Raw genomic sequence first — 16,134 nt, 5'->3', positions numbered from 1 at the left:
CCCGATGACTGTCATGCGTGCCGTGCCGGCACCGGCGACCCCCACGCCGCCCGCCCGCCGCAAGCACCTTGCTCCACTGGACGGCCTGCGCGGCGTCGCCGTCCTCGGCGTACTCCTCTTCCACGCGGGCCACTTCGGCGGCGGCTTCCTCGGCGTCGACCTGTTCTTCGTGCTGTCCGGCTTCCTGATCACCGGCCTGCTCCTCAAGGAGGCCGCATCGGGGAACGGCCGCGTCGACCTCGTCGCCTTCTGGGGCCGGCGGGCCCGCCGCCTGCTGCCCGCCCTGGCCGTCATGGTCACCGGAACGCTGCTCCTCGTATGGGCGTTCGGTCCGCCGCAGCTGCTGCGCCTCGCGCTCGACGACACCCCGTGGGTGCTGGCCAACCTCGCCAACTGGCACTTCATCGCCGACCGGGCCGGCTACTGGAACGCCGCCGACACCCGGGTCCTCAGCCATCTGTGGAGCATCGCGGTCGAGGAGCAGTTCTATCTGGTCTGGCCGCTCGTCCTGTGTGTGGCGGCGCGCGGCCGGCGGGCCGAGGCGCGCGTCGCGGTCGTCGCGGCGGTCGGCGCGGCCGTCTCACTCGCACTCATGCTCGTGCTCTCCGCTCCGGCCGCGGTCTCCCCCGACACCACACGCGTGTACGAAGGCACCGACACCCGCGCCTTCTCGCTGCTGCTCGGCGCGCTCATGGCCACGGCGCCGGCCTCCCGTCTCCTGGCCCGCGTGGGCGAGCGGACGACGGGCCGGGTCTGCCTGTTCCTGCTCTGCGCGCTCGGGGCCTACTGGATCGTGTCGGACGGGCAGAACTCCCCGTCCCTCTTCCAGGGCGGCCTGTTCCTCCACGCGCTGGCCGCCGCCCTGCTCATCGCCTGCCTGGCGCGGGCACCCGGCAGCCCGGCCGGCCGAGTTCTCGCCGGCGCTCCCCTGCGCTGGGCGGGGCTGCTCTCGTACAGCCTCTATCTCTGGCACTGGCCCGTCTTCGTCCTCCTCGACGAGGAGCGGCTCGGCCTGTCGGGGTGGCCCCGCACGGCCGTCGTCATCGCCGTCTCCGTGGCGGCGGCCGGGCTCTCCAAGGTCCTGGTGGAGGATCCGGTACGGTTCCGGGCCCGCTGGGCGCGCGGCCGCACCGGAGCCGCCGCCGTCCTCGCCACGGTCCTCGCGCTCGTGGCCCTCTGGGCGGCCGTCCCCGAGCCGAGAACGGGGGCGGACTCGGTCGACGTCACTCGGCTAACCTCCGACGGTGGCTGACAGCAACGGAGTCTTCGTGGTGGGCGGCCGGGCGCTGCACGAGCGCCTGGCCGCCGGCCTGCCCGCCTACGCCGACCTCGTCCTCGCCGAGGTCACCGCCCGCATCCCCGCGTACGGCCTGCTGCCGGCCGAGGAACTGGGCGGCGACATCAGACGCGTGATCGAACAGACCCTGCGGTCCTTCATCGACGTACTGCGTACGAAGGAACTGCCCGCGCGGGAGGAGCTGGACTTCCTGCGCGAGTCCGCCGCGCGCCGCGCCGAGGAGGGCATTCCGATCGACGTGGTGCTCACGGCGTACCACGTGGGGACGCAGGTGATGTGGGAGTCCCTGACGCCCGAGGTCCGGCCGTCCGAGGTCGTCGACGTGATGGCGGCGAACACCCTGGTCCTGCGCTATCTGGAGCTGGTCGCGCCCGCCGTGGGGGCGGGCTATCTCGACGAGCGCCAGACGCTGTTCGACGACGAGCGCTCCGCGCGGTACACGCTGCTCTCCGCGCTCCTCGAAGGCACCCCGGCCGAGGCCGCGGCGTCCCGGGCGGGGCTGCGGCTGCCGCCCGGCTATCTGGTTCTCGCGCTCGCGGTGGGGCCGCACGCCGACGAGACGGCGGCGGGCGTCGATCCAGCGGTCGCCGGACGCCGCAAACTGCGCCGACTGCGCGCGGAGTTGGAGCGTCAGATCCGTGGTCCCGTCCTGTCCTCCCTCACCTCGCAGGGCGGCATCGCGCTGCTGCCGAGCGAGGTGGCGGCCGCCGAGCTGACGGCGGGCGACTGGGCCCGCCTGACCCGGATCGTCGCCGACGTCGGCCGGGCCGCCGGAGCGGACGTCACGGCGGGCGCCACCGTGGCGGAACCCTCCGCGGTGGTACGGGCCGCCGCCACCGCCCGCGAGATCCTCGACGTCGCCGTGCGGTTCGGGCGCCCCCACGGCCTGTACCGCCTGGGCGACGTCCTGCTCGAATACCAGCTCTCCCGCCCCGGCGAGGCCCTGGACCGTCTCGCGGCCCTGCTCCACCCCGTCGAGGCGGACGAGGATTTGCTGCGGACGCTGGAGGCCTATCTGCGGTGCGGGAGCCGACGGCCCGCGGCCGCCCAGCTCCACGTCCACCCGAACACGGTGGACTACCGCCTCCGCAAGATCGCCGAACTCACCGGCATCGACCCGGCGCGCACCCCCGACGTCCCCCTGCTCCACGCGGCGCTCGCGGCCCGCTCCGCCCGGCGCGGCTCAGCCGCCGAGGACCGGCAGGACGGGGGTTGAGCAGTCCGGCCCGCGCGCGGTGCCCGGATCGAGCGCGTTGAGCACCTCGCGCAGCGGGCCCGTCGAGGAATTGCGACCTGTGCGGGGCGACCACCGGGTCGTACTTGGTCGCGAGGGTGGTGTAGCGCGCCCCGGGGACCGTGTCCGGCCGGGGAAGACCCTGAACAGCGCCCTGATGCCCTTGTCGCGGCCGAGCGCGGTCGAACCGTGGCTGGTCGGCGCGAGCCCGACGAGGTCGTGCACCTTCGGGGCACCGCCGAGGAACTTCACGTAGTACTGGGCGAGGGTGCCGCCCTGCGAGTGGCCGACCAGATCGACCTCGGCGGCGCCGGTCTCGCGCAGGACGCGGTCGACGAAACCGGCCAGTTCACCGGCGGAGGCGGGAATGTCGCCGGTGCCGCCGACTGCCCGAGCTTCAGGCCTCCGTAGTTGAGCGCGAAGACGCAGTAGCCGTCGTTCTTGAGCAGCGGGGACAGGGCGTTCCAGTTGATGGCCATGTTGACGTGGGTGCCGTGCAGCAGGACCACGGGGCGCGGGTGCTTCGCGCCGCGACAGGACCAGTCGTCGGCACCGGGCGGGGCGACGCCCGGCCGTGCAAGCGAGGCGGCCACTCCTGGGACGGAGTGGTAGACGACGGGGAGCTTGTTGTCCCTGTCGGCGGGTGCGGGTGAGGTGGCGGGTGGGGCTGTGGCTGTGGCCGACGGGGCGCCGGTCAACGGCCTCGGGGAACATCGGTACAGCGGTTGGCACTGAGCTTGATCATGGTCGGCTAGCACACCGGTTGGGGCGTCTGCTGGGGTTCGCGGAAAGATCGCCGGGTGGGGGCCGGGGCTGGCTACGGTCCGCCTTGTGCCGGTGGAGTGTCTGACTGATGAGCAGGCTGAGGCGTACGGAAAGTTCGCCGAGGAGCCGACCCGCCCCGAGCCGGAGCGGTTCTTCTTCCTGGACGACGTCGACGGCGATCTGATCGCGCGGCGCCGCTCCACGCACCACCAGCCTCGGCTTCGCGCTATAGATGTGCACCGTGCGCTACATCGGCCGGTTCCTCCCGGACGACCCGCTCGACGCGCCGTGGCCGGTGGTCGAGCACCTGGCCGCGCAGCTTGGCATCGAGGACTCGTCGGTGGTGAAGCGGTACACCGAGCGGCCGAAGACGGCGTGCTACGGGTGGCCCGGGCGCGAATGATCTAGCCCGGGCCACCCCATTCAGCGGTTCTGGAGCCACCAGGTGATCCATGCCAAAAGCGCGGCTCCCCCCGCCGATGCGAGCCCTCGTACTGCGCTGAACATCGCCGCGCGGGCCAGCCTCCGAGCGGTGCCGGCCTTACCCCTCTTGCCCTTTTCCCGCCGCATTGGGCTTCTCCCCTCGTTGTCGATTCCGATACTCGGATTCGACAACGACCCAGGTCAGCATGTCTGTAGCCTCGGACAGACCCGGCTGCGTGCGGCTGCTGTCGGCTGGGCTCGGCCACTCTCGGACGGTCAGCGCCTCGGAAGACGAGGGGAGAGGAGCAGTTCTGTGGGGGAGAGCGATGATCTGGTCGAAGCCTTCGTGGCCGACCTCCGCCAGTTGCGCCAGGACGTGGGCCAGCCATCCTTCCGATCCCTGGAGGTCCACGCGCGGAAGGCCGGGAGCCACCTGCCAGCTTCGACTGCATCGGATGTCGTGCGCGGTCGACGGCTTCCAAAGTTGCCAGCGGTGATCGCGTTCGTCCTAGCCTGCCGACACTATGCGGAGGAATGCAAGATCCCCGTTCCCGCCAGGGCCAGAGAGATGTACTCCTGGCAGGAAGCCCACAAGACAGCATCGCTGACACTTGAGGTCACAGCACCGGTTGGAGCAGGCGACGTCACCGGGCCGCCCCTAACCAACCAGCAGCGGCTCCAACCCGGCCACGGTAAGAACTTCTGGATTCCTGAACGGCAGCGATGTTCCTACCTGCTGATCGGGTGTAGTGATGTCGCTGGCCTCCCTCCCCTGGCTGGCGTACCACGGGATTGTCAGCGCATGACAGAGGCGTTGCAGAGCGCCGCTCCATGGATGTCCTTGACGACATTGTTCAATCCCACGAATCAACAAGCTCACCAAGCGGTTCGCCGCACCTTCATGGCGCCGTCAGAACTGGTGGTACTACATGTGGTTGGGCATGGCTTCTTGAACGAGTCGGCGCGCCTATCTCTGCCGCTGAGTGACTCCCAGGAAGACAACCTGCTGCAAACGTCTCTCGACCTTGAGGGCCTGCTTGCTCAAGCAAGTCAGCAGTCGCGGGAACGCGCGGTGGTCCTCATCGTCGACACCTCTTACGCCGGCGCCGTTATCCCGAACGCTCCGCCGGAACTGGAGCACTGGTGTGTCGTGGCTGCGACAGGGGCCCACGGCCAGGCAGTGGATGGAGAAGGATCGTTCACTGGCGTGCTTTCCCGGACTCTCAGCGAAGGGGTAGCAGCCTGCCCCTTCCCTATGCTCACAGTGACAGACCTGGCCAGAGAAGTGCGGAAAGTGGTATTGGAGCGCAGTAGCTACCGCGCCCGCCTCCCCCTTCACCTCGGCGGCAACGGCTACGGCATCGGCGGCCCTCAGCACGTGACTTGGGGCAGCACCCAGAGCATGGAGACGCTCGCGCTCGCCTTCAATCGCGCGGCATGAGCTGCTGTGAGTCAGGAAGCTCAGAAGCACACCAGATGGAATGGCGCCGGGGATTCGAGGCAGCACGAATCCAATCAGATCCGATGGTGATTGCTGACAGGGTTTGACGACAGGCAAGGTCCATTCCTCCATACGGAAGGGGCCTTCAGTGGCGAACCTGGTGTATAAGCGTGTCTCGACCGACCAGCAGTCCACCGCCCGGCAGAACCTCGTCCTGGAGGAGGCCGGGATCGAGGACCCAGTCGTCTTCGAGGAGAACCCGGGCACCTCCAGCCGCCTCCACCCGCTCCAGCGGCCGAAGTTCCGCGAGCTGCTGAACTACGCGCGGCCGGGCGACACGGTGCACATCTCTGAGATGTTCCGCCTCGTGCGCGGCACCGGCCACATCCTCGACGTGCTCGATGTCCTCCACCGTGACCAGGTCGCCCTGCGCATCCACGATGGCGCGTTCTCCGCCATGGACCTCACCGCCCGCCACCCGCGCACCGGCGAGCTGCTGTCCACCGTGAAGTTCATGGTGCAGGCCCTCGCCGCCGCCGGCGAACTCCAGCGCGACCTCCAGCGCGAACTGACCTACGACGGACTGCGCGCCGCCGAGGCCAAGGGCAGCAAAGGCGGGCGCCGCCCCGCAGTGACAGCCGCGAAGACCGCCGACGTACGCACCGCGTACCTGGAAGGCCGGTCCATCGCCGCTCTCGCCCGTGACCACGGCGTCAGCCGCGGTGCGATCCGTACCGCCGTCGCCCCGGCCCAGCGCAAGGCCCGCCGAGAGTACGAGAACCGGGTCAGCACACTCACGCCCCGACCATGACCGTTCTCAGCGCCAATCGCTGTACCGATGTTCCCCGAGGCGGTACACCACCTTGCCGGGCCCTCGGTCATGATCCAGTTGGTGATTTGGGCGACCTGGTGGGGCAGTAGAGGCAGTAGCGGCGAAATTCCACCTGGATGCACCTGGATGGTGGCGCTCTGACCTGCATATACCGCTCTGACCTGCACAGCTTGACAAGCTATTCAGTGGGGGTGGAACGTTTTTCAGCTTGCTCTGCAAGTCCTGGCCCAACTCCTTAAGGCGAGTTGGGCCTTTGTGCTGTCGAGAGGCCCTGTTCTCCGGAGAAGGAGGGAAGGGCCCTCGCATCCGCGGCGGGCCTTGGATGAGGGCCTGCCGCGGGATGTCGAGTCGCGGCGGGCAGGCCCGCGAGGCACAAAGGCCAGGAATGACCATACCGATCGACGCAGCCGCAGGGCTGATCTTCCTTGTATCCGGCGCCGTTGGCTACGCCGTGTACCGGCACACGCTCAGGGTCAGCGCCACCACGCCTCCGACCGGAGACCTGGGTCTCGCCTTCACTGCTGGCTCAGTGACGCTCGTGGCGCTGGCCTTCCTTTTCGGTGTCGCTCCTGGCACATCGGGCAAACAGCCCAGGAAAGTCCGGCTCCTCCGCCGATGTCCACCTCATCGCCCGTCACTGGGTCCACTCCAAGTACGACAAGCCCCACTCCCTGAAGATGTCAGGGAAGCGAGCGCACCGAAGCCGCGATGGCGGCCCTGACCTAGCCGTGCGCGTCACAAAAGCCGGCATAACTGTGAGCAACTAGCCGCTCTGGGCCGCATCCACCCTCGGCTCGGACGTTCTGGCCCGTCTGTAGACGCAGGGCTGAGACCCTGTTTCGTATGGCGACTGAATACGGAAAGCCGTTGCGTGGTGTACGGAAAGAGCACTGCGATGACTGCCGCACATCCACGGAGATGATCCATGTCCGCTTCGAGGACGACGGAGAGACCGATGTCCGTAGATGTTCGGACTGCGGCACAGAAATGGACTTCGAGACACGCGTCACGGCGCCCCCGGGGGAAGCGACCATGCACGACGTGTGGTGACCGCTCCGACTTCGGGTGCATGGACTCCGGACATGTGAGCGGTGGCCGCAAGGCGTCTTGGAACTGACCAGTTGCCGGGCGGCGTCGCTTGGATCAATACGACGTCTGCTCCCGGACGCGTGCGAGGTTCAGGGCGGTGCGAGTGACGACGGTGAGCACCGTGCAGGAAGTGGGGGAGCCGTGGCACAGGGGGTGATCGCGGGCAGGTATGAGCTGCAGCAGTTGCTGGGCCGGGGCGGGATGGGGGAGGGGTGGGCGGCCCACGACGGCGTGATGCAGCGTTCCGTGGCGGTCAAGTTGCTCCAGCCGCATCTCGGGACGGCCGAGGGCGAGGAGCTGTTCTTCCGGGAGGCCCGCACGGCAGGGGCGCTGAGTCATCCGGGCATCGTCACCGTCCACGATCTCGGACGGGACGGCGACGGCACTCTCTACCTGGTGATGGAGAACGTTCCCGGGCGGAACCTGGGCATCGTGCTGCAAGACGGCCTGCCGCCGTCGCGAACGTCCTGGCGTGGACCGCGCAGACCGCCGCCGCGCTGCACGCCGCGCACAGCGTCCGGATCCTGCACCGTGACCTGAAACCGGCGAACCTGATGCTCACCCCGGCGGGCAGCGTGAAGATCCTCGACTTCGGAATCGCCCGCTACATCTCCACCCTGACCGTTGCCAGCCGCGTCGTCGGCACGGTCGCCTACATGCCGCCCGAGCGGCTCCGGGGCGAGGTCGGCGACGCCCGCGGGGACCTGTACTCGCTGGGCTGCGTGCTGTACGAGCTGCTGACCGGCCGCACCCCGTTCGGCGGCCTCGAGTCCCTAGCTCTGATGTACGCCCATGTAAACACCCCGCCCGCACCGCCCTCCAGCCATCGTCCTGGCCTGCCGCCCGATCTCGACGCGTTGCTGGCCGAACTCCTTGCCAAGATGCCGAGCGATCGGCGAGGACTTTGGAGTGCGGCGCCCAGCCGCCCTGCTTGGCAACGACGATCTGGTCGTGGCCCTTGAGGCGGGAGGACGTGGCGAGGCCGCGGCGGGGGCTGTGGCCGGTGAAGCGGATCTCGATCCCGGCGCGTTCGCCGGCGCGGGTGACGATGTCGCCGATGGACTCGGGCTGCAGTCCGCTGTCCAGGACGGTGTGCCATCGGTTGTGCAGGCGACGCCATGCGTAGCCGTCGGGGTCGGCCCCGGTGTCCTACCCCTGCCCCCTGGTGCGGCCGAGGTCAGTGCTTCCGTGCGGGATTGCCGATGGGGATAGCGAAGTCGTCGGGGCTGGGTTCAGTGACGACGCGTGTCAGGTCGAAGGTCTTGTCGATGCCGCCGGAGTCGGTGGCGAGCCAGGTGTCGACGGTGCCTGACTGATAGCCCACGTAGAGCGAGGAGAAGGCCGGCTTGTCCTTGTCTGAGGACTCGTCGCGCTCAATGGCGAGGGACGCCTCGTCGTCAGCGGCGTACACAGTGCGGCTGACACTGATGCTGCCGACCCGCCAGCCGGGGCGTAAGCCGCCATTGTTGTGGCGCAGGCGGATTTTGAGGGGGCGTCCGATGTGCGGGCTGGGGATGCTGTAGCCACTGGTGGATCCCCGCTCGAAGTCGTTGCCGATGTTATCGAGTTCAGTCTCGGGAGTCTGGCCCTCCTCTCCGATGATCGTGGCGTACACCGCGGCGTCGGTGCCCGCGTCGGCGACGTCCGCCGTGTGGATCCTGACGTAGTAGCGGCCATTGCGCAGGCCCGGGTCGTAAGCCATGACGCCTCCTTGGGGAAGATCAGCAGACCGAATCCCGATCACTGTCCGACTCGGCGGCGACGCCTGGCAAGGGCACCAGTTCCGCCACGGCCGGATCCGTGCCCCCAGCCCGCTCGGCGAAGAGGCTCCGTACGCAGCCCCGCGAGGCCCTCGGGCCCTGACGCCGGAGGCCAAGTCGGAACGAGCCGCCGTCAGGTACCGCTCCGGCCAGTTGAACCCACAGGTTGGATCCGGCATGAGGGCCGAGCGCGGTCACCACCGCGCGGAGGTAGGCGAGGACAGGTCCGTCAGGGAGCGAGGGGGTGTCCATGCTCGACACGGTGCCGAGCAGGACCGACTCGAATGTCCTGACACGCCGTCCAAGAGGCACTCACACCCCATGATCATTCTCAGCGTCAACGGCTGTACCGATGTTCCCCGAGGCCGGTGAGGCCCGTGGGTTCAGGGAAACCGAAGTCTGTTCAGCGGGAACTCGCGGGGCGGTCCGTGTGCATCAGCTGGGCGAATCCGTGGGTTCGGCGGGAACCGCGGGGTGGGCTGTGAGGCGGCGGGCTTCGGCCGTGACCTCGGCATCGACCTGGTCCACGGTTCTGTCGCCGTATTCGAGGATGTCGTACTCGTCGTCGAGTTCGGCAAGGCGCTCGGTCAGGGGCAGCTCATGTCCGTAGCGCTGATGAATCCGGAAGGTGAACTCCCGAGGCGTGAGCTCTCCGGCGAGCATGCGGCCTGCGAGGGCTCGGGCGGCGGCTTCCTGGCCGGCCTCGCTGCCGACCGGATAGAAGGCGAGGCCGAGTTCGTCGAGTGCCGCGGGAAGCAGGTCGTGGACGTCGTAGTCCGCCTCGCCGCGAGTGCAGGCGGCGAGGATTCGAAGACCGGGGGTGTCGAGTCCGGCGACGAGCGCACCACAGGCGGCATTGACGACATCGCTCGCGCGGATTTCCCCCATGCTCCAGAGGGCGGCATGGTCCTGTAGAGCGATTACTGCTGCTTCGGTCGACGTCACTCGTCCATGATTCCCTTCACGGTGCGTCCGGGTCGAGCAGATTTCATCGAAGGTACTGTTCAGCGGCCTGTTCCAGCAGGGCTCGTGCAGAGTCCGCGTAGCGCATCGCGGTCTTTTCGTCGAGTCCGAAGACCTCGGCGAGATGGAGCGCGTCGGGCCCGTGGGTCAGGGCCTCTTCGAGTTGCCGGTCGACGCGGAGCCGCTCCAGTGTCGCGTCCTGTCCCCGCAGAGGGGCACTGATCCAGTGGTTGCTGGCGCGGCTGGTCTTGGTGGCGGTCTGGTTGTTGATCAGCAGGTGGAGGTTCGCGGTGTTCGGCCACCGGCTTCGCCGGTGCTCCAGCCAGTCCAGCAGCAGTTTCAGGGTGAGGTCATCGAGCGGGCGGACGCGTCCGGCGATGGTCAGTCGGCGGTTGCCGAGGTCGACGTCGTCGAGCATGAGGGTGGCGATCTGGGCGACCCGGGCGGCGTGGACCGCGGCGAGGGCGAGGATGAGCCGCGTCGCCGGGGTGGTGGCCACCGCGACGGAGCGGTCGACCTGGGCGGGGACGAGCGGTTGCAGCACGGCGTACTCGTACTGGCCGACCTTGATCCGGCTGGTCGGGTTGCGGAAGATCAGCCCGTTCCGTTTGGCCCAGGTGAACAGCGAACGCAGGGCCACGAGTTCGTTATGCCGCTGGCGGCCGTGCAGTGTCTTGACGTAGGTGAGGACGTCGTCGCGGGTCACTTCCCGCAGGTGGTCGTAGCGGTTCGACCACTCCAGCAGGGCCGGACGGACTCGGTTGAGGGAGAGCCAGACCGTGCCTTCCCGTCGCGGGAGGCTGCGGGGGCCGCCGTCGTGCAGGACGCGGGTCCAGCGCTCGGCTCCCGAACGGATGCCGGGTGCGAGTCCCTCCAGCCTCTCGGTGAGCCAGCCCTCGAAGGAGGGTTCGCTGTCGTCCTCGAAGATGCCCATCTCCTCCAGGACCGTGACCACGTGGCCGAACCGCAGGTCCAGGGCCCGCAGCGGGGCGAAGGTCTCCGTGTGCCGGATGACGTCGCCCTCGACGTAGCCAGTGAGGACAAGGGCGAGGCCGCGGTTGACGGCGAAGCGGATGCCGCGTCCCCAGCCACGGGCCTCGGCGAGTTGGTAGGCGAGGTACTTCGCCCAGGCCAGCCAGGGACTGGCCAGGTCGAAGTCGGTCGGGTCGAGACGGCCGTAGTCACGCGGGACCTGTCCGAACAGCGGTAGCTGTCTCCAGTCGGCAATCGGCCGCCAGGCTGGCGCGGGTGGCGGCTTCCGGACGGCTCCCCGCCCTCCTCCGCGTCGCGCGACGACAGCCGCAGATCCTCTGCGGTAGTGCAAGCCCATGAAGAACAGTTGGTGGTGCCGGACGGCGTTGAGTCGGGCTGTCACCTCGGCTTCGGCCGGCGGCCGACCGACCATGGCCTTGGCGTGAAGCCGGGCCTGGCACCAGCACAGACGGCAGTAATCCCACTTCAGTGGCTGGGTGCGGCGGCAGCCGACGCAGACGGCCGTCGCGTGGCTGCGGCCGAACATGTAGCAGGCAGGGCAGAGCCGTCCGCTGAAGTCGCCCCAGGCCAGGCAGCTGTCGCAGGAGTCGGTGGGCTTGCGGTAGCCCTTCGGATATCGGCTCATGTAGGCGGCAGTGACCGGCCGTCGCGGCGCTTGGGCACCACCGCCGGAACCGGTCCGGCGGCGCCGACAGCGGTTTGGGTGACGCTCTCCTCGCCGGGGCGGGTGACCTTCTGCGGTTCCGGGATCAGCAGGTCGCCGATCTCGCAGCCGAGCGCGACGCAGATGACGTCCAGGTCCTCCAGCTTGAGGGAGACCGGCTGGCCGGACCACAGCCCGGACATCTTCCCGGCCGAGATAACCAGGCCGTGCTCGGCCAGGCTCCGCTGGAGCTCGGACGCCTTCCAGATACCCTTGTTCGCGGCGGTCAGCCGCAGGTTCCACCTCATCGGGCCAGTCCTTCCAGCCGCTTCGCGGCCCGTTCCATCCCGGCGACCCAGGCGTCCTCGACCCGGGTCTGCTGCACGTGGATATACCGCATCGTGGTGGCGATCCAGGAATGTCCCAAAACCTCCTGGATTGCAAGCAAGTCCAGCCCATTCCCATAGAGTTGGGACGCGCAGAAGTGTCGCAGGACGTGCGGTGTCAACTTGTCCGTCCAGCCCGGCAGATGAGCCTCGACCGCGTTGTCGAGACCGTTGCGCAGGGCGTCGTCACCGACCCGGCGGGCGGAACCGTCGGTGTTCTTCCGCTCGCTCGGGAACAGCGGGGCGCCGGGCCGGGTGTGGTCGTCGTCGAACTGGCCCCACACGTCCTCGATGAACCACCGCAGCGTCCGGTCGGCACCGTTGATCAGCGGCACCATCCGCTCGCGCGGCCCCGAGCCGCGGGCCCCCTTGCCATGGCGGACGTGGAGCTTGCCGAAACGGCCCAGGTCCCACTTGATGTCGTCCAGGTCGAGCCCGCATGCCTCGCTCACCCGCAGGCCGACCTGGGACATCAGCTTCGAGGCGGTGTAGTTGCGGGCCGTCGGGGCGAACTTCCGGCAGGTCGCCAGCCCGCCGCCCCAACCCGTGAACAGCGTCCCGATCTCCGGCTCACTCGGCGGGATCCGCAGCTGAGCGTCCTTGGCCCCGCGCGGCCGGTTCATCTCGTCGATCGGGCACTCGACCACCCGGCCGGTCATCCGGTGCAGCTCGACCTTGTGCCGCAACTCCAGGAACATGAAGTACGTGCTCAGCGCCTGTGACCGGCCCAGCCGAGTGCCGCTGGGCGAGTGCCGCAGCACCTTCCCGAAGTACATGTCCGCGTCGGCGGGCTCCATGTCCCACAGCGGCCGGCCGAACCAGGACCTGATCTGATCCAGGTGACCGACGTCCCCGCGGATCGTGCCGTCCGCCAGCCCTGCCGAGGCCCGCGCGAGAACGAACCCGGACAGCACGTCGGTCTCGAACCGCTCCAGCTCCTCCGCCGACGCGGGCGCCCAGTGCTCACGCAAATCCCGTACGACCGCCAGCGCCGCCAACCCGGGCCCCCTCACCTTCGGCCCGACTGCGGATCGGTCGGACAGGATGAGAACGCTTCAAAAATCCCGAAGTTACGTCACGAGACCACAGAGCACACGAAGGAGGAACAACCCCCTGGCCGCGGGGGCAGGGACTCAGCGGGACTCAGGGGAACTCACGGACTGTCGCACACAAGGCCGCTCCGACCAGGGCGGTCGCCGAGACGAAGAGGGCCGCCGTGCGGCGCACGGAACGCCTCGCTGTGTCGCCGGACCGCCTGGCGTTCCGTGCGCCGGATCGCATGCCCGCGCTTCCGGATCGCATGCTCGCGCTTCCGGGTCGCATACCCGCGCTCCCCCTCAACGGGCCGCGGCGGCGACGGCGTCGCCATAGACGGCCATGCCCTGCTCGTTCGGGTGCAGCGGAGCTGCCGGGTGCGCGGGGATCAGGCCCTCCAGGTAGCGGTCCTTCGGCGCGGCGCAGATGTCGTGCCCCACCGTGAGCGCGGCGACGTCGACGAACCGCGCGCCGCGCGCCTCCGCCTGGTCCCGGACCGCCGCGCTGATCTTGTTCATGACGCCCTGCAGATAGTCCCCGTCACGGGCCCAGACCGGCTGCTTCGGATGGCAGCCGCCCTCGCGTATGTACGTGCCGTACCCCGTGACGACGATCCTCGCGTGCGGGGCGCGCCGCTTGATCTCCCCCAGCGCGGCGCCGAACGTCGGCGCCCACTTCTCGACGGCCTCGCCCAGCCGGTCCTTGCCGCCCGCCGTGAGCCGGTCCGCGCAGGAGAGGCCGACCGGCTCGGGGAGGAAGTTGAGACAGCCGAGCGCCTGCTGGAACAGGCCGCTGTCATTGGCGCCGACCGTGACCGATACCAAATCGGTGCTCTTCTTCAGCGCGTCGAACTGCGGCGGCAGCAGCCCGAGCCTGCGGCCCGCGAAGTCCTTCGTCGTGGCGCCGGAACAACTCACGTCGGTCAGCCGCGCGCCGAGCGCCTTCGCCGCCACGGCGGGGTAGTTGCGGTTCGAACGCAGGCACAGCAGGTTGATGTCCTGCTGCGGGATCAGCGGACCCGCCGCCGCGGAGTCCCCCATCGCCACGTACTCCAGGGGCTCTCGGGGCACCCCTTCGGTGGCCTGTGCCGGTGTGGTCACCGCGGCGAGCGCCGCCCCGGCGGCCACCGCCGCACACCCCGCCCCGAAACGTCCACGCAGCCTCATACCGACCTCCGTCATCCTCGACCGTCCGAAGTACCGCGCCTCACATCCTGCGGTCCTGCCGCGGAAACGGAGGTGGAACGTACTCCAGAGTCAGTGAGCGCCCCTTGTGACGCGTCACAGAATCGACATCAGGGAGGAAGGGGAGGAGGAGTGGCCGCCGGACACCGGAGGGGTGCGCCCGGCGGCCACGTCTGGGGGCCACCTCGGAGGGGGCCAGTTGTGGGGGGCCGCTTGTGGGGGGCCGCTTGTGGGGGGCCGCTTGTGGTTGCTAGGACAGTTGGGACTGCACCTGTGAGGAGATGAGCTCCAGGTGATCCAGGTCGGCCAGGTCGAGGAACTGGAGGTAGACGCGGCCGGCGCCGATCGCCTCGTACCGCCCGATCTTGTCGACGACCTCGGCCGGCGAACCCGCCAGACCGTTGGCCTTGAGTTCGTCCACCTCCCGGCCGATGACCGCCGCGCGCCGGGCGACCTCCGCGTCGTCCTTGCCGACGCAGGCCACCAGCGCACTGGAGTACACCAGGTCGCTCCCCTTGCGCCCGGCCTGCTCGGCGGCGGCGCGGACCCGGCCGAACTGGCGCTCGCTGTCCTCGATCGAGGCGAAGGGGATGTTGAACTCGTCGGCGAACTGCGCGGCCAGGCGCGGGGTGCGCGTCGCGCCGTGGCCGCCGATGAGAATCGGCACCTTGGGCTGCGCGGGCTTGGGCAGGGCCGGGGAGTCCGTCAGCTGGTAGTGCTTGCCGTCGAAGTCGAAGGTCTGGCCGGTCTCCGTCGCCCACAGGCCGGTGACGATCTCCAGCTGCTCCTCCAGGCGGGCGAACTTCTCCTTCGGGAAGGGGATGCCGTACGCCCTGTGCTCCTCTTCGAACCAGCCCGCGCCGAGGCCCAGTTCGACGCGGCCGCCCGACATCTGGTCGACCTGCGCCACCTGGATCGCGAGCACGCCGGGCAACCGGAAGGTGCCCGCGGTCATGAGCGTGCCCAGCCTGATCCGCTTGGTCTCGCGCGCCAGCCCGGCCAGCGTGATCCACGCGTCCGTGGGTCCGGGGAGCCCGTCGACGGAGCCCATGCGCAGATAGTGGTCCGAGCGGAAGAACGCGTCGAAGCCGAGATCCTCCGTGGCCTTGGCGACGGTGAGCAGAGTGTCGTAGGTCGCCCCTTGCTGGGGCTCGGTGAAGATTCGAAGATCCATGGCTCCATCCTGCACGCTCGAAGGCCCACCAACCCCGCCGGTCCCGCCGATCCTCGGCCGCCCCGGTCGGGTGAAAGTCCGTCCACGGGACGGCCGGCGCGGGCCCGCGCCGGCGGCTCGCCCCGCCGGAAGACCATCCGCACGGACGGAACCGAACCACCCACCACCCACACCGACGCCCGGGCGGGACCCACACCATATTGACGCCCGGCAGAACCGGAACACCGCCGCCTCCCGACAGCCCCACCCGCACCAGCCGAGCCCGCGCCACATAGGCCCCCGTCGGGGCCGGAACACCGCCGCCTCCCGGCACCCCCGCCCGCGCCAGCCCGCCCCGCGCCACATAGACGCCCGCCACGGTCAGAGCACCGCCACCTCACGACGACCCCGCCGCCGAGTCACGCTCCGGCAGGGCCCGCTCCCGCACCGCGAGCCTGCGCAGCATTTCCAGGACGCGGTCCCTCGACTCGTCGGCGGCGTCTATCGCCTCCATGCACTGCCAGTACACCCCCTCGTCGGCGGCGCCCATGGCGACCCCCACGAGTGCGATGCCGACCTCGCCGAGCAGTTGGTCCAGCGCGAGCAGGACGTCGTGCGCGTCGCCGGTCTCCGTCAGGCGTGCGGCCCGGATGTCCTCCGTACCGAAGTGGGGAGCGTCCAGCACCCCGCAGGCTCTGCCGCCGACTTCGCTCAGGCCCAGCGCCTCGCCCCGTAACTCCGGCGGGCCCGCGACCGCGAGGCGGCTGCCGATCGCCTGCGCCAGCGCCTGCGACTGCCACACCTCCATGACGATGCCGACCGGGTCCTCGCTCAGCGCCAGGGCGCGCCGGTTCGCCTCGATCAGCCGCATCGCGTTCATGCGCAACCCCCCGTCCATCCCGCGCGCACACGCCGCACGCTCGCCCGAACTCCCAC

Annotated in this window: 14 protein-coding genes and 2 pseudogenes; 6 read left to right on the top strand and 10 right to left on the bottom strand. The window is 69.5% G+C overall.

Features of this window, described 5'->3' with window-relative positions; all coding sequences use genetic code 11:
• Positions 1-4 precede the first annotated feature (4 nt).
• Positions 5-1,252, top strand: a complete 1,248-nt coding sequence (locus ACWDZ7_RS23935) for an acyltransferase family protein (RefSeq protein ID WP_451799606.1) — start codon at positions 5-7, stop codon at positions 1,250-1,252.
• On the top strand, positions 1,245-2,513 hold the full coding sequence (locus tag ACWDZ7_RS23930; protein WP_451799605.1) for a PucR family transcriptional regulator: 1,269 nt from the start codon (positions 1,245-1,247) through the stop codon (positions 2,511-2,513). The genes ACWDZ7_RS23935 and ACWDZ7_RS23930 overlap by 8 nt, the downstream gene beginning before the upstream one ends.
• On the opposite strand, the gene ACWDZ7_RS23925 is transcribed toward ACWDZ7_RS23930, so the two are convergent.
• Entirely contained in the window at positions 2,481-2,855 is a 375-nt protein-coding gene (locus tag ACWDZ7_RS23925) for an esterase/lipase family protein (protein ID WP_451799704.1), read from the bottom strand. The two genes, ACWDZ7_RS23930 and ACWDZ7_RS23925, sit on opposite strands and share 33 nt — an antisense overlap.
• Positions 2,780-3,124, bottom strand: coding sequence for an esterase/lipase family protein (locus tag ACWDZ7_RS23920; protein ID WP_451799711.1), 345 nt, complete (start codon positions 3,122-3,124; stop codon positions 2,780-2,782). Before ACWDZ7_RS23920 ends, ACWDZ7_RS23925 begins: the two co-directional genes overlap by 76 nt.
• 238 nt (positions 3,125-3,362) lie before the next feature.
• On the opposite strand from ACWDZ7_RS23920, the pseudogene ACWDZ7_RS23915 reads away from it, so the two are divergent.
• The 4 genes and pseudogenes from ACWDZ7_RS23915 to ACWDZ7_RS23900 all read left to right on the top strand — a co-directional run.
• Positions 3,363-3,696: pseudogene (locus ACWDZ7_RS23915) on the top strand (DUF4158 domain-containing protein); the annotation flags it as partial.
• A gap of 336 nt (positions 3,697-4,032) precedes the next feature.
• Complete coding sequence (locus ACWDZ7_RS23910) at positions 4,033-5,160, top strand: caspase family protein (RefSeq protein ID WP_451799604.1); 1,128 nt, start codon at positions 4,033-4,035, stop codon at positions 5,158-5,160.
• 148 nt (positions 5,161-5,308) lie between these two features.
• Positions 5,309-5,971 carry a recombinase family protein gene (locus ACWDZ7_RS23905; RefSeq protein ID WP_451799602.1) on the top strand — a complete coding sequence of 221 codons (663 nt, stop codon included), beginning with the start codon at positions 5,309-5,311 and terminating at the stop codon, positions 5,969-5,971.
• 1,322 nt (positions 5,972-7,293) lie between these two features.
• A pseudogene (locus ACWDZ7_RS23900) lies at positions 7,294-8,043 on the top strand (serine/threonine-protein kinase); the annotation flags it as partial.
• Positions 8,044-8,258: 215 nt separating this feature from the next.
• Here ACWDZ7_RS23900 and ACWDZ7_RS23895 read toward each other — a convergent pair.
• From ACWDZ7_RS23895 to ACWDZ7_RS23860, 8 genes are all read right to left on the bottom strand, one after another.
• Positions 8,259-8,783: a PLAT/LH2 domain-containing protein gene (locus tag ACWDZ7_RS23895; RefSeq protein ID WP_451799601.1), complete on the bottom strand. Its 525-nt coding sequence runs from the start codon at positions 8,781-8,783 to the stop codon at positions 8,259-8,261.
• A gap of 493 nt (positions 8,784-9,276) precedes the next feature.
• Positions 9,277-9,729, bottom strand: a complete 453-nt coding sequence (locus ACWDZ7_RS23890) for a hypothetical protein (RefSeq protein ID WP_451799599.1) — start codon at positions 9,727-9,729, stop codon at positions 9,277-9,279.
• Positions 9,730-9,829: 100 nt separating this feature from the next.
• Positions 9,830-11,422 (bottom strand): hypothetical protein, encoded by a 1,593-nt coding sequence (locus ACWDZ7_RS23885; RefSeq protein WP_451799598.1) that lies wholly within the window; start codon positions 11,420-11,422, stop codon positions 9,830-9,832.
• Positions 11,419-11,748 carry a helix-turn-helix domain-containing protein gene (locus ACWDZ7_RS23880; protein ID WP_451799596.1) on the bottom strand — a complete coding sequence of 110 codons (330 nt, stop codon included), beginning with the start codon at positions 11,746-11,748 and terminating at the stop codon, positions 11,419-11,421. Before ACWDZ7_RS23880 ends, ACWDZ7_RS23885 begins: the two co-directional genes overlap by 4 nt.
• Complete coding sequence (locus ACWDZ7_RS23875; RefSeq protein WP_451799595.1) at positions 11,745-12,824, bottom strand: tyrosine-type recombinase/integrase; 1,080 nt, start codon at positions 12,822-12,824, stop codon at positions 11,745-11,747. Before ACWDZ7_RS23875 ends, ACWDZ7_RS23880 begins: the two co-directional genes overlap by 4 nt.
• Before the next feature lie 339 nt (positions 12,825-13,163).
• On the bottom strand, positions 13,164-14,027 hold the full coding sequence (locus tag ACWDZ7_RS23870) for an SGNH/GDSL hydrolase family protein (RefSeq protein ID WP_451799594.1): 864 nt from the start codon (positions 14,025-14,027) through the stop codon (positions 13,164-13,166).
• A 268-nt stretch (positions 14,028-14,295) separates the two neighbouring features.
• Complete coding sequence (locus ACWDZ7_RS23865; protein WP_451799593.1) at positions 14,296-15,219, bottom strand: LLM class F420-dependent oxidoreductase; 924 nt, start codon at positions 15,217-15,219, stop codon at positions 14,296-14,298.
• A gap of 376 nt (positions 15,220-15,595) precedes the next feature.
• A complete protein-coding gene (locus tag ACWDZ7_RS23860; protein ID WP_451799592.1) occupies positions 15,596-16,078 on the bottom strand; it encodes a DUF6099 family protein in 483 nt (160 codons plus the stop codon).
• Positions 16,079-16,134 lie beyond the last annotated feature (56 nt).

It is taken from the genome of Streptomyces sp. NPDC003032 (assembly GCF_053591415.1).
This window is presented reverse-complemented; position numbering and strand designations above follow the sequence as displayed.